This is a genomic window from Afipia birgiae 34632, assembly GCF_000308295.2.
In the GTDB taxonomy this organism is placed as follows: Bacteria; Pseudomonadota; Alphaproteobacteria; order Rhizobiales; family Xanthobacteraceae; genus Afipia; species Afipia birgiae.
This window is the reverse complement of record NZ_HG326652.1, coordinates 314,506-334,643: the sequence shown is the minus strand read 5'-3', so window position 1 is coordinate 334,643 and position 20,138 is coordinate 314,506. Positions and strand designations below refer to the sequence as shown.

At 62.2% G+C, this 20,138-nt stretch carries 19 protein-coding genes; 2 read left to right on the top strand and 17 right to left on the bottom strand.

Annotation, left to right across the window (positions count from 1 at the left end; all coding sequences use genetic code 11):
- Positions 1-12 precede the first annotated feature (12 nt).
- The 17 genes from BN32_RS01505 to BN32_RS01425 form a co-directional block, all read right to left on the bottom strand.
- Positions 13-1,236, bottom strand: a complete 1,224-nt coding sequence (locus BN32_RS01505; protein ID WP_019195478.1) for an FAD-binding protein — start codon at positions 1,234-1,236, stop codon at positions 13-15.
- On the bottom strand, positions 1,233-1,895 hold the full coding sequence (locus BN32_RS01500; RefSeq protein ID WP_019195477.1) for an ASCH domain-containing protein: 663 nt from the start codon (positions 1,893-1,895) through the stop codon (positions 1,233-1,235). Before BN32_RS01500 ends, BN32_RS01505 begins: the two co-directional genes overlap by 4 nt.
- A gap of 22 nt (positions 1,896-1,917) precedes the next feature.
- On the bottom strand, positions 1,918-3,411 hold the full coding sequence (locus tag BN32_RS01495; RefSeq protein WP_019195476.1) for an FAD-linked oxidase C-terminal domain-containing protein: 1,494 nt from the start codon (positions 3,409-3,411) through the stop codon (positions 1,918-1,920).
- 175 nt (positions 3,412-3,586) lie between these two features.
- Entirely contained in the window at positions 3,587-4,279 is a 693-nt protein-coding gene (locus BN32_RS01490; protein WP_040425331.1) for a TetR/AcrR family transcriptional regulator, read from the bottom strand.
- Between the two features lie 107 nt (positions 4,280-4,386).
- Complete coding sequence (locus tag BN32_RS01485) at positions 4,387-4,704, bottom strand: AzlD family protein (protein WP_040425330.1); 318 nt, start codon at positions 4,702-4,704, stop codon at positions 4,387-4,389.
- Entirely contained in the window at positions 4,701-5,471 is a 771-nt protein-coding gene (locus tag BN32_RS01480; RefSeq protein WP_019195473.1) for an AzlC family ABC transporter permease, read from the bottom strand. Before BN32_RS01480 ends, BN32_RS01485 begins: the two co-directional genes overlap by 4 nt.
- Before the next feature lie 188 nt (positions 5,472-5,659).
- Positions 5,660-7,576, bottom strand: coding sequence for an ATP-dependent zinc metalloprotease FtsH (gene ftsH, locus BN32_RS01475; RefSeq protein WP_019195472.1), 1,917 nt, complete (start codon positions 7,574-7,576; stop codon positions 5,660-5,662).
- Positions 7,577-7,768: 192 nt separating this feature from the next.
- Positions 7,769-8,821: a tRNA lysidine(34) synthetase TilS gene (tilS, locus tag BN32_RS01470; protein ID WP_019195471.1), complete on the bottom strand. Its 1,053-nt coding sequence runs from the start codon at positions 8,819-8,821 to the stop codon at positions 7,769-7,771.
- Positions 8,822-8,896: 75 nt separating this feature from the next.
- Positions 8,897-9,862: a tol-pal system protein YbgF gene (gene ybgF / locus BN32_RS01465; RefSeq protein WP_040425833.1), complete on the bottom strand. Its 966-nt coding sequence runs from the start codon at positions 9,860-9,862 to the stop codon at positions 8,897-8,899.
- A 230-nt stretch (positions 9,863-10,092) separates the two neighbouring features.
- The gene (gene pal / locus BN32_RS01460) at positions 10,093-10,584 is read right to left on the bottom strand and encodes a peptidoglycan-associated lipoprotein Pal (protein WP_019195469.1); all 492 of its coding nucleotides are present in this window, start codon (positions 10,582-10,584) and stop codon (positions 10,093-10,095) included.
- 255 nt (positions 10,585-10,839) lie between these two features.
- The gene (locus BN32_RS01455) at positions 10,840-11,589 is read right to left on the bottom strand and encodes an N-acyl amino acid synthase FeeM domain-containing protein (protein WP_040425831.1); all 750 of its coding nucleotides are present in this window, start codon (positions 11,587-11,589) and stop codon (positions 10,840-10,842) included.
- A gap of 183 nt (positions 11,590-11,772) precedes the next feature.
- A complete protein-coding gene (locus BN32_RS01450) occupies positions 11,773-14,088 on the bottom strand; it encodes a putative bifunctional diguanylate cyclase/phosphodiesterase (protein ID WP_019195466.1) in 2,316 nt (771 codons plus the stop codon).
- A 185-nt stretch (positions 14,089-14,273) separates the two neighbouring features.
- On the bottom strand, positions 14,274-15,611 hold the full coding sequence (gene tolB, locus BN32_RS01445; protein WP_040425829.1) for a Tol-Pal system beta propeller repeat protein TolB: 1,338 nt from the start codon (positions 15,609-15,611) through the stop codon (positions 14,274-14,276).
- Positions 15,612-15,766: 155 nt separating this feature from the next.
- Positions 15,767-16,708: a cell envelope integrity TolA family protein gene (locus BN32_RS01440; protein ID WP_019195464.1), complete on the bottom strand. Its 942-nt coding sequence runs from the start codon at positions 16,706-16,708 to the stop codon at positions 15,767-15,769.
- A 1-nt stretch (position 16,709) separates the two neighbouring features.
- Positions 16,710-17,162: a protein TolR gene (tolR, locus tag BN32_RS01435; RefSeq protein ID WP_019195463.1), complete on the bottom strand. Its 453-nt coding sequence runs from the start codon at positions 17,160-17,162 to the stop codon at positions 16,710-16,712.
- A 76-nt stretch (positions 17,163-17,238) separates the two neighbouring features.
- Positions 17,239-17,952: a protein TolQ gene (gene tolQ, locus BN32_RS01430; RefSeq protein WP_019195462.1), complete on the bottom strand. Its 714-nt coding sequence runs from the start codon at positions 17,950-17,952 to the stop codon at positions 17,239-17,241.
- A gap of 324 nt (positions 17,953-18,276) precedes the next feature.
- The gene (locus BN32_RS01425) at positions 18,277-19,260 is read right to left on the bottom strand and encodes a hypothetical protein (RefSeq protein ID WP_019195461.1); all 984 of its coding nucleotides are present in this window, start codon (positions 19,258-19,260) and stop codon (positions 18,277-18,279) included.
- A gap of 361 nt (positions 19,261-19,621) precedes the next feature.
- Between BN32_RS01425 and BN32_RS01420 the strand changes: the two genes are divergently transcribed.
- Complete coding sequence (locus BN32_RS01420) at positions 19,622-19,957, top strand: DUF6498-containing protein (protein ID WP_019195460.1); 336 nt, start codon at positions 19,622-19,624, stop codon at positions 19,955-19,957.
- Positions 19,950-20,138: a hypothetical protein gene (locus BN32_RS01415; RefSeq protein ID WP_019195459.1), complete on the top strand. Its 189-nt coding sequence runs from the start codon at positions 19,950-19,952 to the stop codon at positions 20,136-20,138. The genes BN32_RS01420 and BN32_RS01415 overlap by 8 nt, the downstream gene beginning before the upstream one ends.

The following is a 20,138-nucleotide window of genomic DNA, read 5'->3' as shown; positions in this document are numbered from 1 at the left end:
ACCGGTTCCGGATCATGCGCGCACCATCCGGCCGCGGTTCAAGATATTGCGGGGGTCGAAACTGGCCTTGACGCGCTGGCCCAGCGCCGCGACGCCCGCCTCCTGCGGATGGAAAACATCGACGGTATTGCGCACCTGATCGGTGGCGCGAAGCAGCGTGGCGTGACCGCCGACGGATTTCAGACGCTGCCGCAGCAGCGTGGCGTGGGCATCGGCCGCCGGGGGCAGCGCCGCCCAGATCAGCCCGCCGCCCCAGTCGTAGATCACATCGCCGCCGGTCTCGCGGGCCAGCGCCTGACCGAACGCACCGCCGGAGGCGGGCGGGCAGACGATCCGCCACACCGGCCACGCACCCAGCGAGCCGGAGGCGGCGAACGGCGAGACATCGCGTATCGAGGCCCAGACCGATGCGGACACCTCGTCCTCGATCATCTCCGCTGCCCCGAACGCGGCGAGCGCCTGGCTCACCGACCCCGCGCGATGGGACGCCGAGGCGCCGATGCCCTCCAGCCGGATCAGCGTCACGGACTGACGGGATTCACCGAGGCCGGATAATGCCCCGCCGGCTGCTCGGAAGATCGACGCCGGAAGGTGCGCCACGCTCGACACGTCGTAGGGCGATCCGAGCGCCGTAGTCATCGCCCGGTTCGCCGCGACATCGTCGAGACCACGCAATACCAAGGTGCGCTCGGTTTCCGCCTTCGGCATCACCTTGAGCGTCACCTCGGTCATCACCGAGAGCGTACCCCACGACCCCGCCAAAAGCTTGCAAAGGTCGTAACCTGTGACGTTCTTCACCACCTTGCCGCCGGTCTTAAAGGACTCCCCGAACCCCGAGACGGCGTTCGCACCGAGCAGATGATCGCGCGCGCCGCCTGCCTTGATCCGCCGCGGACCAGCCAGACCCGCCGCGATCATGCCGCCGACAGTGCCGGCATCGCGCGGCGTTCCCAACAGCACCGAGGTGTCCATCGGATCGAATGCGAATTGCTGGTTCTTGGAATCGATCAGCGAGAGCAGATCAGCTATCGGCGCGCCGGCCTGCACGGTAACGATCAGCTCATTGGGCTCGTAGGACGAGATCGCGTTGAGCGCCGACAGATCGAGCATCGCGTTGGTCGCCATCGGCAGGCCGATCGCGCGCTTGCTGCCGTGACCGACGACTTCAAGCGGCTGCTCGGCGGCGAGCGCATCACGTACCGCCTGTTCCACATCCTTTGCGTCACGTACCTTCAACGTCGCACTCCTTCACTTTCGATCCGGAAGCGTTGATCAGTGCCGCGCGGCGAAAGGCGATAGCCGATCTCAAGACTTTCCGTCAAACCCATGCCTTTCAATTTGCGAATGTTGATTTTGAAGCCGTCCTTGTCGACCCCAAGCCGCTTTGCCAGATCACCGGCGCGCACGCCGGGGTACTTCGCGATCAATTTCAGCGACTCTCTTGTCCAGGATCGGGAAGCGGCCGCATCGTAGCGCGCCAGCCGTCTCCGCAACCCCGCCAATGTCGCCTCGTCGAGATCAGAATCCTTCCGCAGGGCAATCCGCGGATCTTCCCCGACACATTTGAACGCGATCCGGTAGACCGGCCGCTCATCGTCCGGTCCAAGCGCTTTTTGCAAGGCCGCAACCGTTTCAAAGCCCGCCCGCTTCGCGTCGCGGCTCGATATTTTATCCGGCGCAATCTCATCGACCGCACCGAACCGCAGCACACCCACTGAGGTTGTCAACGTACCGCCCTTTCGCACAGCGATCCGCTTCCAGCGCCGGAATGCAAGCGTGACCTTGCCGGCGGCAATTCCCTCAAGAATGGACTGCTTGAACAACATTGGCAGGCTGTCGATCGTTTGTTCCGGCGGCGGCCACAGGCACACGATCCGCCGCAGTGCGCGCGCCAACTGCGATTCCAGGAACCATGCATTAAAACCTCGGAATATCCGGAAACGCGAGCTTGCCGCCGTGGACATGAACCCGCCCGAGTTCGGCGCAGCGATGCAGCGTCGGGAAGACCTTGCCGGGATTGAGCAGCCCCTGGGTATCGAACGCACACTTCAGCCGCTGCTGCTGCGCAAGATCGATATCGCTGAACATTTCCGGCATCAGGTCGCGCTTCTCAACGCCGACACCATGTTCGCCGGTCAGCACGCCACCGAGCTTGACGCACAAGCGCAGGATGTCCGCACCGAAGGCTTCCGCCTTGTCCATCTCCTCGGCAATGTTCGCATCGTACAAAATGAGCGGATGAAGGTTGCCGTCGCCGGCGTGGAAGACGTTGGCGACGCGCAGGCCGTATTTTTCGGACAGGTCGCGAATACCGGCCAGCGCTTCCGGCAGCTTGCCGCGCGGAATGGTGCCGTCCATGCAGAGGTAATCCGGCGAAAGCCGTCCCACCGCCGGAAACGCGGCCTTGCGCCCTGACCAGAACAGCAGCCGCTCCTGTTCGGAGTTCGATATCTGCAGTGTGGTCGAGCCACAGGCGCGCGCGATTTTCTCGACCCGCTCAATCAGTTCGTCGACCTCGACCTTCGGGCCGTCGAGTTCGATGATCAGCAGGGCTTCAACGTCCAGCGGGTAGCCTGCGTGCACGAATGCTTCCGCAGCGATAATGGCATTCTTGTCCATCATCTCCATGCCGCCCGGAATGATCCCCGCGCCGATGATGTTGGCGACGCATTGTCCGGCAGCCTCAATCTCCGCAAAGCCGACCATCAATGCGCGCGCGGTTTCCGGCTTCTGCAGGATGCGAACGGTCACTTCGGTAACGACACCGAGCAGGCCTTCCGAGCCGTTGATGATCCCCATCAGGTCATAGCCGTCGTTTTCGGGGGCCTTGCCGCCGATGCGCAGGATCTCGCCGGTGATCAGCACGAACTCGCAGCCAAGCACGTTGTTGGTGGTCATGCCGTATTTCAGGCTGTGAACGCCGCCGGAATTCTCCGCGACATTGCCGCCGATCGAACAGGCGATCTGCGATGACGGATCCGGCGCGTAGTAGAAGCCCTCGTGCGCGACGGCCTGGCTGATGGCGAGATTGGTGACACCGGGCTCGACCACTGCGACGCGGTTGTCGAAATCGATCTCGCGCACGCGCTTGAACTTGCCGAGCCCGAGCAGAACGCCGTCAGCAAGCGGCAACGAACCTCCCGACAGCGACGTCCCCGACCCGCGCGGCACCACCTTGATGCCGTTGTCGTGGCAGTATTTCAGGACTTGCGAGACCTGCTCGGTGGTATCAGGCAGCACCACGACCATCGGCGGCTGGCGATAGGCCGTCAGCGCATCGGATTCGTAGGGCTGCATTTCCCGCGTCGTGGCGATCACGCCTTCGCCAGGAACGATTTTGCGCAAAGCGGCGACGATCTCGTCGCGGCGGCCGAGCACCGCCTGATCCGCTTCAGGCATCATGATGGACATACGCGCACTCCAAAAACCGGCGCGTCGTATCACGCCTTGCTGTTCTGATATATCAGCACGTCTTGCACTATTTGAACAGTTCCAAACTGGAATAGCGAAACCGGGTTCGCTGCAGTTCACGCGCCTGAGCGATGTTCGGATTCGGAAGGACACCCGAGGTTGGTGTCGGGTCAGTCTATCCGGCCAGCGCGCCCAGTTCCCGGCGCACCGGCATCACCGGCATCACCGCCTGCACCACCAGACCACGGGCACGGGCATCGAGCACACCAACGGCGCGCAGAGCGAACAGCGTGATCGCCTGCACCGAATCGCGCAGCTTCACCGGATCGTCGATTTCGGCCGATGCCAGCGGTCCGACCAGCGATTCATGCAGCGCCCCGATCAGGGCCGTGGCAGCCAATGCGATATCCTGCGCTGGCAGATGCCCTGCCCGCACTGCAGCTTCGATCCGCAATTCAACTTCGGCGGAGATCTCGCGGCGGCTCGCGACCCGGGTTTCGGTGACATCGACATCGACCGGCTCGGCGAGGATGCCCCAGGCGAGCTTGCGATTCGACACCACATGCACCGCGATCGTCGTCACAGCGGCCGCGAGAGCGGACGATGGCCCGGGGGCGGCGTCGGCGGCGCGGCGGATCGCCGTCAATTCGGCGCGCGACACATCGGCGATGAGTTCGGAGACCAGATCGGCTTTTGACGGAAAATAGCGATAGACCGTGCCCGCCGCGACATTGGCGCGGGTGGCGACTGGCGCGATCTGAACCGCCGCCATTCCGCCTTCAGCAGCCGCATCGCGCGCTGCCGCAAGAATCGCATTGCGGCGTGCCGCAAGGCGCTTCACAACTTGATGAGTTCGCCTGTAAACCATTGACGGCGTTCGTCTCCCAAAAAGAAGTGAACATCAGTTCAAAAGCGAAGACAAGCGATTCAGTAGATCTGGATTCAAATTCGCAGTGCAGCAAAAATTCGGAAGTTTCAGCCGCTGAACCCGAGCGCCCGCGCCAGTGCAGCCACCGCCATACCGGTGATCACCGCGACGAACTCGTTGCGCCGGATAATGGTGATCGCGACGGCCGCAGCGATCGCGAACAGAACGACGGCACCGCCGTTAACCGCGACAGGCAGCGACGCCGCAACGATGATCGAGCCCGGCAGAGCATCCAGCATCCGCCGTACGCGCGGGGTGATGTTGACGTACCCCATCAGCCAATAGCCGCCAAGACGCGACGCCACCGTCACCGCCGTCATCACGGCGAATGCGATCATCACATCGGAGCGCATGAACTCACTCATGCTGCCACTCCGTGTTGCGAGACCCGCGCGTCGCCCGTCGGCGGATCGTCCATCAACCCGGCGCAGATCGCGCCGGACACAGCGCCGGCAATGATGAACCACCAGCCGGGCAGCAACCAATGCACCGAGAGCGCCACCGCGCCCGACACGGCCCACGGGATCGCGCGCCGCGGACCTTTCCAGGCCGGAACCAGCATCGCTGCATAGAACGCCGGCACCACAAGATCGACGCCGTACTTCTTCGGATCGCTCAATTGCCCTGCGAGCAGATATCCCGGCAACGACGACACGAACCAGAGAACGTAGAGAACGATACCGCCGCTGACGAAGAACGACGCGTCGGCCCCGCCGTGGTTGCGATAGCGCGTGGCGGCGAGCCAGCCGCCGTCGGTCACCAGCAGCATCGACGGATAGGATTGCCACGCCGGCAACGTACCGAACCACGGGCGCAGGCTCGCGCTCATCAGCGAGAAGCGGATATTGACGGTCAGAGTCAGCAGCGCCAGCGTTGCGATCGACGAGACTGTCAGCGTATCCGGCCAGGATGAAACGGCGACGAACTGCGACAGCCCGCCATAGACGAAGGCCATCATCACCTGCACTTCCGTGAGCGTGAAATTCTTCTGCGCGCAAAGCGCGCCAAACGCCATGCCGAAGGCGAGCGTGCCCGGCAGCATCGGCGCGATGGCGACGATGCCCGGCATGATGGCGTCGCGCGACCAGTAGGCCGGCGCGTGAAAATGGTCTGGGGTCGTGGGGGCCGTCATCGATCCATCCGCAAGAGATTTTCTCTGCGTGCGGCGATTGCGGCGAAGGGTCAAGCGATACGGCTGCGACCTATGCCCGGTTAGGGGGCAACGGCAAAAGCCCATGCGGACTGCGCGTAGCACGGAAACAACCGAAAAGAAAAAGGCCGATTCACGAACCGGCCTTTCCCAATCGTATCGTTTCGCTCTTAGGCCTGCGGCTGCGGCTCGAGGCCGGCATCCGGACGCGGACGCGGCTTGCCGGCAGGCGGCACCGCCGAAGTGCGCGGGCCGGTCGGCTCCAGCACCGATTCGCGGTTCGGCTTCTTGCCGTTGAGGAGATCGGTGATCTCGTCGCCCGACAGCGTTTCGAACTCGAGCAGACCCTTGGCAAGGGTTTCGAGATCGTCGCGCTTTTCCGTCAGAATGCGCGTGGCTTCACGATAACCTTCTTCGACGAAGCGACGGATTTCCTTGTCGATCTTCTGAACGGTCGCCTCAGAGGCATTCTGAGTGCGTGACACCGACATGCCGAGGAACACCTCGTCCTGATTTTCGCCGTAGGACACGGTGCCGAGTTCTTCTGACAAGCCCCAGCGCGTCACCATCATGCGCGCAAGCCGCGTGGCCTGCTCGATGTCGGACGACGCACCCGACGTCACCTTCTCCTTGCCGAAGATCAGTTCTTCCGCGACGCGGCCACCCATCATGATGGCGAGACGCGAGGTCATCTGCTCGAGTGACATCGAGAGTTTGTCGCGCTCCGGCAACTGCATCACCATGCCCAGCGCACGGCCGCGCGGAATGATTGTCGCCTTGTGGATCGGATCGGTCGCGACGACGTTGAGGCCGACGATGGCGTGGCCGCCCTCGTGATAGGCCGTCAGCATCTTCTCTTCCTCGGTCATGACGAGCGACTTGCGCTCCGCGCCCATCATGACCTTGTCCTTGGCCTCTTCGAACTCGGCCTGCGTCACCATCCGTTTGTTGCGACGCGCGGCGGTGAGCGCTGCTTCGTTGACGAGGTTCATCAGGTCCGCGCCGGAGAAACCGGGCGTACCACGGGCGATGGTCTTGAGGTTGATATCCGGCGCCAGCGGCACCTTGCGGACGTGAACCTTGAGGATCTGCTCGCGGCCGACGACATCCGGATTCGGCACCACGACCTGACGGTCGAAGCGGCCCGGACGCAGCAGCGCGGGATCGAGCACGTCGGGACGGTTGGTCGCGGCGATGAGGATCACGCCCTCATTGGCCTCGAAGCCGTCCATCTCGACCAGCAACTGGTTGAGGGTCTGTTCGCGCTCGTCATTGCCGCCGCCGAGGCCGGCGCCGCGATGACGGCCGACCGCGTCGATTTCATCGATGAAGATGATGCACGGCGCATTCTTCTTCGCCTGCTCGAACATGTCGCGCACGCGGCTTGCGCCGACGCCGACGAACATTTCGACGAAGTCAGAACCCGAAATCGTAAAGAACGGTACATTGGCTTCGCCGGCGACCGCACGCGCGATCAGCGTCTTACCGGTGCCCGGAGGGCCAACGAGCAGCACACCGCGTGGAATCCGTCCGCCGAGGCGCTGGAACTTGCCCGGGTCGCGAAGGAACTCGACGATCTCCTGCAGGTCCTGCTTGGCTTCATCGACACCCGCGACGTCCTCGAACGTCACGCGGCCGTGCGCCTCGGTCAGCATCTTGGCGCGCGACTTGCCGAAGCCCATCGCCTTGCCGGCGCCGCCCTGCATCTGGCGCGACAGGAAGACCCAGACGCCGATCAGCGCGATGAACGGCAGCCATGACACCAGCAGCGACACGAACCACGGCACGTTGTCACCCGGCGGCTTGGCGGTGATCGACACCTTGCCGTCGTACAGGCGCTTGATCAGCGTCGGATCGTTCGGGGCGTAGGTGTGAAAGGTCGAGCCGTTGGTGAAGGTGCCGTTGATGTCCGGTCCCTGGATGACCACGTCGCGGACGCGATTCTGGTCAACCTCGGTCAGCAACTGGGAGAATGAGATGTCCTGGGAGGCAGCCCGCTGTCCCGGATTCTGGAAAAGCGTAAATAAAGCCAACAGCAGCAAGACGATAATGACCCAGAGGGCGAAATTGCGCAGATTGGCGTTCATTGGGCTTCCTTCGTGACCGCACGGATCGCGGCCTGATGTCCTTGGGTCTGCAACACGTTTTCGGTGCCGGCTGCATTACAATCTAGGTGCGGCCCCCCCTGATGCCAAGGGAACCTCTCGGGACTATTTAACGCATCTTAATGCCATTCCGGGTGAAATAAGGGCGGTTTGGCGGGGCTGTTTCAACAGTGGTTAAGGCAAACCAGCCATCCGCCGGCGCCTTGGCGGTGCCGGGACGATGTAAATCCGGCTGTTCTGGATGCTGATGACGGCCCCGGCCAGCGTCTGCTTCAACCGGGTGCGCCCCGCCCCGGATTTTCCCTTCGCTCCGGCCTGATCCATCGCCTGCAGCAGCGCCTCGACCTTGCCGAGTTCGGCCGGTCCTTCGTGACCGGCGCGGTTGATCGCGCGCATCAGCAGCCGCACCCGGATCTCGTCGGACAATGCATCAAACGCCGCAAGATCGAACCCTGCTCCGGAACTTGCGCCATCGATGCTTGCCAGATACCGTTCCGCACCGTCCGTCATGACATCAAGTGCGGCATTGGCGCGGGCGAGACGTGCCGCCAGGCGCACCAGACCGCGCGCATCGGCGCCTTCCGCCGCGAGCACTGGCATCAGCGCACGTAGGCGCGGCCGCGTAAAGCGCGGATCGTGATTGGTCGGATCGTCAGCGAACGCGATGCCGGCCTTGTTAAGTGTGGCGACAAGCCGCGATTTCGGCAGGTCCAGAAACGGCCGCGCCAGAACCACACCATCGCGTTCCGTTTGTCGCGCCATCGCCGCCAGCCCGGCGATGCCGCTGCCGCGGGACAGCCGCATAATGACGGTCTCGGCCTGATCGTCCCGGGTATGGGCGGTGAACACATGCGTTGCTCCGCAACCCAGCGCGGCGCGGGCCAGCAATCGATAGCGCGCATCGCGCGCCGCCGACGGCAATCCGGTTTTCGGCTTTTCGCCGCGCCATCGCAGCGTACGGTGTTCGACATCCAGCGCGTTCGCAAGTTGCTTGACGTCGCGCGCCTCGCGCGCAGCTTCCTTGCGCAGGCCGTGATCGACCGTGACCGCAACAAGACGCGGACCCCTTTTAAGCGAGCGCCGCCAGCGCGCAGCCAGCCACATCAAGGCCAGCGAATCCGGACCACCGGAGACCGCCAGCACTAGCGCCGGCGCGCCTTTCCAGTCGGCAAACAGATGCCGCGCTTCGGCGGCGCTGACGATGAGAGATTCTTCTGGCCTTGGCATGATGTCGTCCGGACGTCCGGCGTGAGCATAGCCGGATCGGCATCGGAAATCTGCCCGCGTTCTAGCGCCGCAGCCTCAGCAGCCGACGCGCTTCTGCTCACGGCCAACGCCTTGCTTCACCCCGTTCGACGCCCGGGGATACTTCCGGGTGATCTCGCCGAAGGCTGCGCAGGCGGCTTCCTTTTCTTTCAGCGCCGCGAGCGACTGGCCAAGGCGCAACAGCGAGTCCGGCGCTTTCGCCGAGGTGTCGTACTTCGTTGTCACGCCAAGAAACACTTCCGCCGCGTCGCGATACTTCTGCCGCTGATAGAGGCTCTCACCGAGCCAGTATTGCGAATCCGGAAGCAGCGCATCGGTCGGATATTTCTGGGCGAAGTTCCGCATCGTCTCTTCGGCAAGCGCGTAGTCTTTGCGCTGGATGTAACCGATACCAAGATCGAACTCGTCGCGCGGCGTCGCCGACGGCGGCAACGTGGTCAACGACGCCGTCGTATTCGGGGCCTGCTGCACCGGCGCACGGTTGGGATCGCGCGAATTACCGACGTTCGACAGATCGAGCGGCTCGCCTGCATCACGGCCGCCCGGCGCGCCGATCGGACCTTCAGCGAGCGGCGCCTGGCCGCCACCGAGCGCGCGGGGCACACCTGGCGCATTGGGGTTCTGACTCGGATCGAATGCATCGCCGCGACGACCGCTGCTGGCGACGGGAGCGGCGATCACCGGCGGAGCCTGACCGGCGCCGGGCACCGGCGGATAGCCATGATTAGGCTGTTGCGGCGCGGCCACGACATTCGGTGCAGCAGGTCGCGGCGCGGCAGCTTGAGCCGGCTGCGCGCCCTGAAGCGCCCGCAACTGCTCTTCGAGCTGGCGATTGCGGTACTGCAATTCCTCGTTCTGACCGGTCAGCGTGCGCAGCTGGTTTTCCAGCCGCTCGATGCGAAGCTCAGGATCGATGTCCTGCTGCGCAGACGCGCCAACAGACAGCCACAAGGGAGCGGACGCGAGGACCGCACAGACGAGAATTTGAAATCTGGATGACATTTTGACCCGAAAAACAGAAAGCATGTCGCTTTTCAAAGCTAACAAGATTGACTGTTTCAGTACGCCAAAAATATGGCTTTTGACAGCCGCGCGTTTTCGTTTGGGCATGATCTTTCTCAAAACCCTTGCGGCTCTCTGTCACGCCCGGAGGGGGTGCTTCGAGATGACACCGAAAAACAAAAGCGGCGCCCGCAGGCGCCGCTTTTCAAAAAAGGCGTTCGACGACGTTCTTACGAACTGGCGTTCAGCACGGTCACAGCGCGGCGGTTCTGCGACCAGCATGAGATGTCATTGCAGACCGCGACCGGCCGTTCCTTGCCGTAGGAGATCGTCCGCATGCGGCCGGGATCAATCCCGCGCGATGCGAGGAAGCTGCGAACCGACTGAGCACGCTTCGCGCCGAGCGCAATGTTGTACTCGCGGGTGCCGCGCTCGTCAGCATGACCTTCAATCGTGAAAGCGTAACGGTTGTACTGCTGCAGCCACTGCGCCTGCTTGTCGAGGGTCGCGATGGCCTGCGGCGACAGCTCGGTCTGGTCGCTCTCGAAGAACACGCGGTCGCCGACATTGACCACGAAATCCTGCTGACTGCCCGGCACCGCCGCGCTCGCCATTGCATCGCCGCCGACTCCGGTTTTGTTGGCGCAAGCGCCCATCGAAAGCGCCACAGCCAAAACCGCAGCCAGCTTCAATCCCTGGAGGATACGCATCTGATGTTTCATTCCGGAGCCTCCACGCTCTGGTTACTAAAGGACTGATCCGGTCTACAGCGGCTTGGTTAAGCGAACGTTCCGTCAACCTTGATGAGGCGTTGCCGGACACGCTCAAATGCCACACATCCGGCAAAACCGACGCCGATGGTTAATGCGGTATGAATATGGCGCGACGGTGAATGCGCCATGCAAAAAGGGCCCCAGCCAACAGCTGAAGCCCTCCATTTATGGGAATTTCCGACGGTTCCGCGGAATACTGCCCGTTCAGGACCGCGGCGCGATGGTCGCCTGTGCGAACGGAAACTGCGGCAGCGTGAGAACCGGGGCGGCTTCCACCCGCGGGTGGCTGCGCTCGAACAGCTTGCGGCGCTCGAAGAAGCTCGACCGGAAATAGGGATAGCGCTCGAAAACCCGTTCACGCATGGCCGGATAATCGACCGCCATCAAACAGATTGGCTTGGTGAGGCTGGGATAGTCCCTCGGCTGGCTGATCGGCTTGTGCAGAAACACGCGGCGGTAAAATGCCTGATGCTCGGCGCGAACGCTCGCCAGTCCGATGTCAGCCGCGAAATACTCGCACGCCATATAGGCGAGGCGCAGCGTGATGTACGGCAACTCGGGACAGCGGGCTTCGCGGTCGGGGTCAGCAACGAACCGCGTCGGGTCGACCAGGACGCGCCCCTTGGCGATTTCAGGTCCGAGCAAATCGGAGAATACCCCAAGCGACGGGCAGACCGGCGTCTCCGGCGACGATACGGTGATCCGCAGCGAACTCATCAGCACGCCATCGCGATACACGCCGAAATTCCACGAATTCGGAAACTCGTCGTACTGATCCTGAACCATCTGTGCCGCGTTGGGCTCGATCGCCCCCTCGCGCAGGTAGGCGCGATAACGCAAACGATAGATTTGTTCTTTTTCGGCCGCGGTTTCGGCGAGCTTATAGTCAACGGCTTCGAGCGGATAGCTTAACCGTTCCGACGAACGGCTGGTCGTTCGGACAGCAGAGACCATTTTCGATGCTCCGACGAGCGATACGACAGTACCGCGCCACATGAACAAGAGGTTAATACCTTCTTAACAAAACCGCAAAGTGTTGCCTGAGTTAACCTTAACCAGCGTCAACGATTGAATCTGCTCCTGCATTGCGACCATGTCAGATGAAGGAGATGCGTGGATTGCGGCGTCGGCCGGATGTCAGCGCACAGTCTGCCGGATCGGAATAACACCCTTGGTCACGGCGCCATGCGATGCCTTCAACAGCTCACGCACGCGTGGGGCAGGCACAGGCCGGCTGAACAGAAAGCCTTGCGCTTCCGTCACAGTCCCCTCGGCGCTGATGAGTTCAAGCTGTTCGTTGGTTTCGATGCCTTCGACAACAACCGACATGCCGAGATCGGCGCTGAGGCGCGCGACGCCACGCAGCAGAGTCAGCGGCCGATGACTTCCGATGTCCTCAAGGAACGACCGGTCGATCTTCACCTTCTGAAGCGGGAAGTTATGCAGATAGCTCAGGCTAGAGTAACCGGTACCGAAATCGTCGAGCGAAATGCGAACCCCCGCTTCGCGTAGTTGCGTCAATACGTCGAGAGTCCATTGCGTGTTTCGCAACAACGACGACTCGGTGATTTCAATTTCCAGACGATGTGCCGGCAGGCCTGACACCTCCAGCGCATAACGCACTTCGGTCATGACGTCGCGCTGATGGAATTGCTGCGGCGAAAAATTGACCGCAACGCTGACCGGATCAGGCCACTTCATGCACTCCATGCAAGCCTTGCGCAGGATCCATCGGCCCAGATCCACAACGAGACCCATATCCTCGACCACCGGAATGATATCAGCCGGAGAAACCGCGCCGCGCGTCGGATGATTCCAGCGCAGCAGCGCTTCGCATGTCGAAATGCGGCCTGATTTGAGATTGACCAGCGGCTGATAATACAGTTCGAACTCTTCGTGCGCGAGCGCGTGGCGCAGATCCAGCTCGAGCACGCGCCGGGTTTCGACAGTATGAGCCATCTCATCGCGGAAGAAGCAGAAGGTGCCGCGGCCATCGGCCTTGGCGCGATAGAGCGCCATATCCGCGTTCTTCAGCAGCACGTCGACGCTGGTGTCAGGCGACGTCATCGCTATACCAATACTGGCGCCGATCTCGACCAGATGATGATCGATCTCGTAGCGCTCGCTGAGGCGATCGACGATTCTGCGCGCCAGCGAGGCGGCGTCTTCCGTCGACTGAAGTCCGCGCTGGAACACAACGAATTCATCGCCGCCAAAGCGGGCGACAAAGTCCTCCGGCCGCAGCAGCCGGCGCAACCGCGCCGTGACCGCGCACAGCAGCTTGTCGCCGCTCGGATGCCCGAGCGTATCGTTGACCTGCTTGAACTGATCGAGATCGATGAAGAGCAGGGCGGACAGCCGTGCATTGCGGGAGGCCAGCATCTGCCCGATCTCGTCGCGAAAATGCACGCGGTTGGGCAAGCCCGTCAATTCGTCGAACCGAGCCATGTGACCGATCCTGGCCTCGGCATTCCGGCGCGCGGTGATGTCCTCGACCAAGACAACCGTGCCGCCATCCACCATCGGCTGGAAGGTCCATGCCAGTGCACGTTCCTCGGAATTCTTGGAGTAGAGCGTGACGACTTCGGCCTTTTGTCCCTTCCCGGCCTGGGAAATGATCGTATCCGCACTGGCTGCGGTGATGGTGCCGGCCTTGAGACAGGCAGCAACGACATCGGCGGCGGATGCACCGGACCCGATGAGATCGTCTTTCAGACCCATCATGTCGCCGAAACGATAGTTCATGACGGCAAGCCGGCCATTTGCATCAAACATGCAAAGACCGTGAGGCATGTTGTTCAGCGCGGTGTCGAACTGTGCCGCGATCGCCGCTTCGCGTTCGCTGGCCTCCAACGCCTTGACGAAGATCGAGTGCAAGCTGAGGTTGATTTGCTTCAGGCCGATGAAGAACAACACCAGAAGGACGGCGAGACCAACGTAGTAGTAATCGCCATGAATCAGCAACGCGATCGACATCGGACCGCATGCCAAAAGAATATGAAGCTGAACGATCAGCGGGCGCCCATAGTTGCGCGCGGCGCCGCCGGCCGTATAGCCAATGGTGACCGTCGAGCAGAGCATATGCGCCACTGGATCGTTGCTGCCGAGGATCACAACGGCGCACCAGAGCCCGAGGGCTCCGGCATAGAACACCGCGCCGATCATGTAGCGCGGCTCCAGTTCCGTAGCCTGTTCGGGCGTAAGAACTTCCGTTCGCCGCTCATACTTGCGCATCTGGAAGGCGCGAGCCGTTCCGATCACGACAATCAGCGCCGCACACGGCCATATCCAGGGATTGCCGGTTTTCAGCGCCGTCATTAGCGCCGCGGCCGTAGCGCAAACCGTGCCAACGAACATCGGCCAGAAGTTCTGGCACATCGAATCGACCAGCGCCGCGTAGATTCGCGGTGGTAGCTCTTCCCGGTCGATCGGTCGTGGTTTGATCAATTGCATAGGGGCGCGCGCACGTCCTTTTGAACGCACAGCTTTACCCACCGCAGATGAAGTCTTTCTGAGCGAACATCGTTACCGATGCGTTGCCACGCTCGGGCCCTCAACGAAATCTGCCTGCAAATTCAGCAAGGTAGGCAAGGTTTGCCGATCGGAGAAGCGAACCCCGGGGCCCCTTAAAACTTCATTTACGATAGCAGCGGCGACCAGGCCGGATCGGATGCGAAGCCGGGCGTCGGCACCTTCTGCTCATTGCGGCCAGAAATATCCACGGTGTAGAGCGACGGCCCGCCGCCTGCTTCACGGAAGAACATCACGACACGGCCGTTCGGTGCAAAAGTCGGCCCCTCATTGTGATAGCCGGACGTGAGGATGCGTTCACCAGAACCGTCCGGCTTCATAATGCCGATAGAGAACTGACCGCCGCCCTGCTTGGTGAAGGCGATGTAGTCTCCGCGCGGTGACCACACCGGCGTCGAGTAGCTGCCTTCCCCGAAGGAAATGCGCTGCGCCGCGCCGCCATTTGCGCCCATCACGTAGATTTGCGGCTTGCCACCGCGATCGGACTCGAAACAGATCCGCCCGCCATCAGGCGCATAGGACGGTGACGTATCGATGGCCGGCGTGTCGGTGAGCCGCGTGGTCGACTTCGAACGCAGATCCATCACGAACAGGTTGGAGTTACCGCCCTGCTGCAGGCTCATGATGATGCGCTGGCCGTCGGGCGAGAACCGCGGCGAGAACGACATGCCGGGGAAATTGCCAACGATTTCGCGCTGGCCGGTTTCGACATTGAAAAGATAGACGCGCGGATCACCCTGGCCGAATTCCATGTAGGTGATTTCCTGCGTGGACGGCGAGAACCGCGGCGTCAGCACGAGGTCCGCGCCGCGCGTGAGATAGCGCACGTTAGCCCCGTCCTGATCCATCATCGCAAGCCGCTTGACGCGGCGATCCTTCGGACCGGTCTCGTCGACGAACACCACGCGGCTGTCGAAATAGCCCTTCTCGCCAGTGAGACGCTCGTAAATCTGGTCCGAGATGATGTGCGCGATGCGGCGCCATGATTCCGGCGACGTGAAATACTGCTGGCCGGTGAGCTGCTGCGCCTGCGGAACGTCCCACAGCCGGAATTCAGCCTTGAGGCGGCCGTCGCCTTGCCGCGTGGCGCGGCCGGTCACCAGCGCCTGGGCATTGATTTGCCGCCAGCTCGCAAACTGCGGCGGCACGTCGATGTTGGAAATGCGCTCGATGAACGCGGCCTGATCGATCGGCGCGAACAGCCCGCTGCGCTTGAGGTTGTTGGTGATGACCTGCGCGATGCCGGCCGCGACTTCGCCGTCGCCCTGCGAGCCGGGAACGAAATTCGGGATCGCAATCGGGATCGGCTGGAAGTTGCCTTCGGTGACCGTGACGCGGGCCTGCGCCAGCGCCTTGCTGACCGGCGTCGCCAGCAGCAAGCCCGCCGAGGCGGCTCCCGACATCATCTGGCGGCGGGTCAGTTTCAAATCGGTCGTCGCGATCATCGTCTTTGACTTGGCCTGCAACTCGTCCGGACCTTCGTTGTTCAAGTCTCGCATGCTATCCAAACTTCATTCTGGCGATGTCGCCGTTTCCGATTTTCGCATGACCTGTTCCGAAAACCGGTTTCCACTTTTCGGGGCCATGCCACAGATTCGTGTCACGAAAATTTTTCGGTAAATGCCGGCTCGAAGAATTTCCACTCGTCGAAATAGGCCGCAGGCAGATTATACGGCTGGCACTCGATGATCGCGCGCTGCGCGCTCTCCTGATAAACGCGGAAATAGGGACTTGATCCGCCCGGCAATGGCACCGGCATGGTTTCCAGCGTGCCGTCGCGCTTCAACTTGATGGTGAAGACGGCTTCCACCTTCTGTGCCTCAACGCCGCCATAGGGCTTCTTCCAGCAACGCTCGACCTGCTGGCGGAACATCGCACCCCAGGTTGCGGAGTTGTCGGCGGCCCTGCCCTTGGCCGTGCCGAGCGCGGCCTGCGCATTGATCGCTGCGCCGGTAATCGACTCACGTGACGGATCGCGCTTGTCGAGCAAGGCGGCGATTTTCGACTGATCGAAGGTGCGCTCGGCCTTTTGCTTTTGCGGCTCCGGCGGCGTCGCCTTGGCCTGCGGCTTAGGCGGCGGCGGCTTCTTGCTCTCGTCTTTCTTCAACGCTTCGGCGATCGGATCGACCTTCGGCTGTTCGATCTTTTTCTCGGCCGGCTTCGGCTCGTCCTTCGGTTTGTTCTCGACCACCGGCTTCGGCGGGTCGGGCTTTTTCTCGACCGGCTTTTCCTCGGGCTTGGGTGTCGGTGGCGGCGCCGCCTCGGTCACGACCGGCGGCTTTTTGTCATCGATCTTGCCGACGGCGTCGTCCACCGGCGGCTTGGGCTCGGCGACCTTCTCGACCATCGGCTTCGGATTTTCCTTCTTGCCGGTTTTCATGCCGGCCATAGCCTTGGCGAACTGGTCCGCAGAAATGATATCGACCGGAACAGAATCCTCCGGCATCGACTCGTAGGCTTTGGTCGAGAACGACACCATGCCCCAGCCAATCACCAGGGCATGCAAAGCGACAGACGCTGCTACGGTCTTGTCGATCTTCACGTCAGTTTCCCTGCTCGACCTCGGTCACCAGAGCTACGCGCTTGAACCCTGCGGCGGACAGACGCCCCATCACGCGCATCACCGTACCGTAATCCACTTTTGTGTCGCCGCGAACAAAGATGCGCTCATCCAAGCCGCCACGCGCCTGGGTAACAGCCGTCAATTTCGGCACCAGCTCATTCATCGGGATCTCGGTGTTGTTGAGAAACACCTTTCCGGTGAGCTGCACCGAGAGCGTTAGCGGCTCCTTGTCCTGATCGAGGCTCTTGGCCGCGGTCTGCGGCAGATCAAGCGGCACGCCGACCGTCAGCAACGGCGCGGACACCATGAAGATGATAAGCAGCACCAGCATCACGTCCACCATGGGCGTGACGTTGATCTCGGCCATGACGTTGGCGCGGCGATAGTGGCGGCGTCCACCACCGCCCGACCCGCCCCCGATGTTCATGCCCATGACGAATATCCCAAGCCGTATTTCAAACCGGATATGAAGTCCGAACCGAGCCGATATGCGCCCAACCCGTTCCCCTTCACGCGCGCTCGTCGATCTGGCGCGACAGGATCGCCGAGAACTCGTCGGCGAAACCTTCAAGCCGCTGGGCCTGCCGGTTCACCTCCGAGGTGAACTTATTGTAGAAAATTGTCGCCGGAATTGCGGCAATCAGGCCGATTGCGGTGGCAAATAGCGCCTCGGCGATGCCGGGGGCGACCACCGCCAGCGAGGTGTTTTTCGACGCAGCGATGGACTGGAAGCTCGACATGATGCCCCAGACCGTCCCGAACAGGCCAACGAACGGGCTCGCCGAGCCCACCGTGGCCAAAACCAGCAATCTGCGGTCCAGCCGCTCGACTTCGCGGGCAATCGACACGCTCATCACCTTGTCGATCCGCATCTGGAGACCGGCAAAGGAGCGTGAATTGCTCTCGAATGAGCGCTTCCACTCGCGCATCGCGGCCACGAACAAGGCAGCCATCGATTGCGTCGGCTTGGCGGCCAGCGCGCGGTACAATTCGTCGATGGACTCCCCCGACCAGAAAGCCTGCTCGAAGCGGTCCATGGCCTTCTTGGTACGTGCGTAAAGCAGCATTTTGTCGATCGCGATGGCCCAGACCCATACAGAACAGGCCAGCAGGCCGAGCATGATCGTCTTGACGACGAAATGCGCATGCCAGAACAGCGAGATCAGCGACACGTCAGCGGAGGCCAATGGCAAGGCCGACTGCGCTACGTCTGCTGGATTCATGATCGGTATCCTCTCAAGGCAATTGTCCTGTTCACGCGCGGACGCTGGCTGACTATGGTCGCCGCCAAGCGACGACCGTCGCAGCGAAAACGCTAACGCTGCCGATCGCCCCGTTCCGGTCTCGTGTCGCGTGGGATGGCCTGTCCCAAGGCCGGGTCCTGAATCCCTTGCTAACGTGTCAAAACGAGGGCTGCCGGCACCGCTTTAGCCCAACTAACAAAACGCTAATCAGGGTTAAGGTGGGGTTACCGCAACGCGCTCGGGGGCGGAAAATGGCCGTGGCGCCAATCCGTGATGCTGCCGGGGACCGGTTCCGGGGGTGAATTAAGGCGCAGGTGTGGACGCGCGCCGCAGGCTCCGGACCAGCGGCTTGAGCAGTTGCGGAGACACGTAAATCGGGAACTGGGCCAGTGCGAAATACAGCCAGGTGAGACCCGGCAATGCCCCGTCGGTCCCGGCCAGCATCAGGCCCATATTGCGCTGGGATGCCATCAGCCCGAGGGCCAGCGCGCGCTCACGGCCAGCCTTGCGGAACACCAGTGCGGTTGCGCCGAGCAGCACGGCGAAGACAACGAAGGCAAACACGGTGAGCAGCAGCACACGGATGGGTTCAGCCCGGAAACTCGCCGCCACCGTTCCCATCACGGCGCTGACGAACACCAGCAGCACCAGAATATTGAAGCCGTCGATCGGCTGCCTGTGACGAACGATGGCGTCCGCGCCGACCAGACGACGGATCACGGCAGCGACGAAGATCGCACCGGCGAGCATCGCGAACAGCTTCAATCCCAATGCGAGCGGCGACAGCGTCAGCGCACTTCCGAAAAACAGATAGGCGAACAGCGGCGCGCTGAATGGCACCAGAGCCGTGCTCGTCACCAGCGTGATCAGCACCAGCGTCGAATCCAGCCCCATCAGCGCGACCAGCGCCGGAGATGCCATCATCGGCGACGCCACTGCCTGAAGCATCAGACCGAGAAACAGATCGGGAGATGATCTATCGAGGCCGCTCACAAGGCCCCCGAGACCAAACAGCAGCGGAATAGCGATCGTGCTCCAGAGAGTCGCACCGATCACCAGCGCCGGACGCGCGAGATAATTGCGCATCGCCGCGACATCGACCCGCATGAACGAAATACAAAGCAAAACGAACACCGCCTCGGTGACATACGGCTTGAGGACTGCACCGAGCGGCGGAACTGCGATGCCGATGAACACCAGTGCCGCAATGGCGCGCGTGCCCTGACGTCCAAGCCAGGCCAGCGCCGCCAAGGGCATGGCATGCGACTGCTGAATGTTTGCAGACATGATCTCTCCGAGGGGCCGCGCCCAGCTGAAGGGCTGAAACTGAGGAACTATCACAGCGGATCGAGAGGCGATGCACACGCGTTCGCGCACGGCTCTGCGCTCAGTGCACGGCGTCAGATCGCCAAGTGCCGTTGCATGAGACGGAGCGCCTCCAGCGGCGGCGGAGGGATGTGACCCGCTTGATCATGGCATATTGATACGCATCGACCGCCCCTGCTGGCAACCGCCATGGCTGAACGTAAGGTTTGATCTGCCGGCGTACCGGCGCCGGCACGCTCGCTCTGGCAGGATTTTTCACGGTGCACGCCGGTCTGTTCATGACCGTGCACATGCTCTTTATCTACACGCTGTTCGCGGGGCCATGGGCCGGGCGCATTCACGACGCACGGGATTTCATCAGCCTGATCGTATCGGCAAGGATTTGTGGATTCCGCTGCTGGCGCTGTTCGTTGGCCAGGGCGCGATCTTCATCAACGGCGCGGTGAACCGTTTCGTGTTCGAGAAGCTACCGCTGACCGGCGCCGACACTGGCACGATCATGGGCGATTTCTACAAGCGCATTGTGCTGATGCATGTCGCGATTATGGGCGGCGCCTTCATTGCGCAGGCAATCGGAACCGCCGCGCCACTGATCGTTCTTGTGCTGCTCAAGGTCGCGATCGAAATCCGGTTCGCGATGCGGAGCAAAAATGCATGACGCCGATTTCCACGCCGGCAGGCGGCTGATACACGCGCACGCGATGCATATCGGCCAGTTGACGAGACCGCGTCGCCGGTTAGAATTCGTCCGCTATGAAATTCATGACCCTCAGCATCTGCACGGCTTTCTTTCAAATCTGATCGGCTCCGCCTGCTTGCAGGCAAAAAGCCGGGTTTGA

Excerpts from the sequence above, each read along its gene's own strand:
- BN32_RS01415 (WP_019195459.1), top strand. The coding sequence starts at position 19,950 with ATGCATGACGCCGATTTCCACGCCGGCAGGCGGCTGATACACGCGCAC.
- tolR (WP_019195463.1), bottom strand. The coding sequence starts at position 17,162 with ATGGGCATGAACATCGGGGGCGGGTCGGGCGGTGGTGGACGCCGCCAC.
- BN32_RS01480 (WP_019195473.1), bottom strand. The coding sequence starts at position 5,471 with ATGACGGCCCCCACGACCCCAGACCATTTTCACGCGCCGGCCTACTGG.
- BN32_RS01455 (WP_040425831.1), bottom strand. The coding sequence starts at position 11,589 with ATGGTCTCTGCTGTCCGAACGACCAGCCGTTCGTCGGAACGGTTAAGC.
- pal (WP_019195469.1), bottom strand. The coding sequence starts at position 10,584 with ATGAAACATCAGATGCGTATCCTCCAGGGATTGAAGCTGGCTGCGGTT.
- ftsH (WP_019195472.1), bottom strand. The coding sequence starts at position 7,576 with ATGAACGCCAATCTGCGCAATTTCGCCCTCTGGGTCATTATCGTCTTG.
- BN32_RS01420 (WP_019195460.1), top strand. The coding sequence starts at position 19,622 with ATGGGCCGGGCGCATTCACGACGCACGGGATTTCATCAGCCTGATCGT.
- tolQ (WP_019195462.1), bottom strand. The coding sequence starts at position 17,952 with ATGAATCCAGCAGACGTAGCGCAGTCGGCCTTGCCATTGGCCTCCGCT.
- BN32_RS01450 (WP_019195466.1), bottom strand. The coding sequence starts at position 14,088 with ATGCAATTGATCAAACCACGACCGATCGACCGGGAAGAGCTACCACCG.
- BN32_RS01485 (WP_040425330.1), bottom strand. The coding sequence starts at position 4,704 with ATGAGTGAGTTCATGCGCTCCGATGTGATGATCGCATTCGCCGTGATG.
- ybgF (WP_040425833.1), bottom strand. The coding sequence starts at position 9,862 with ATGTCATCCAGATTTCAAATTCTCGTCTGTGCGGTCCTCGCGTCCGCT.
- BN32_RS01490 (WP_040425331.1), bottom strand. The coding sequence starts at position 4,279 with ATGGTTTACAGGCGAACTCATCAAGTTGTGAAGCGCCTTGCGGCACGC.
- BN32_RS01425 (WP_019195461.1), bottom strand. The coding sequence starts at position 19,260 with ATGTCTGCAAACATTCAGCAGTCGCATGCCATGCCCTTGGCGGCGCTG.
- BN32_RS01495 (WP_019195476.1), bottom strand. The coding sequence starts at position 3,411 with ATGTCCATCATGATGCCTGAAGCGGATCAGGCGGTGCTCGGCCGCCGC.
- tilS (WP_019195471.1), bottom strand. The coding sequence starts at position 8,821 with ATGCCAAGGCCAGAAGAATCTCTCATCGTCAGCGCCGCCGAAGCGCGG.
- tolB (WP_040425829.1), bottom strand. The coding sequence starts at position 15,611 with ATGATCGCGACGACCGATTTGAAACTGACCCGCCGCCAGATGATGTCG.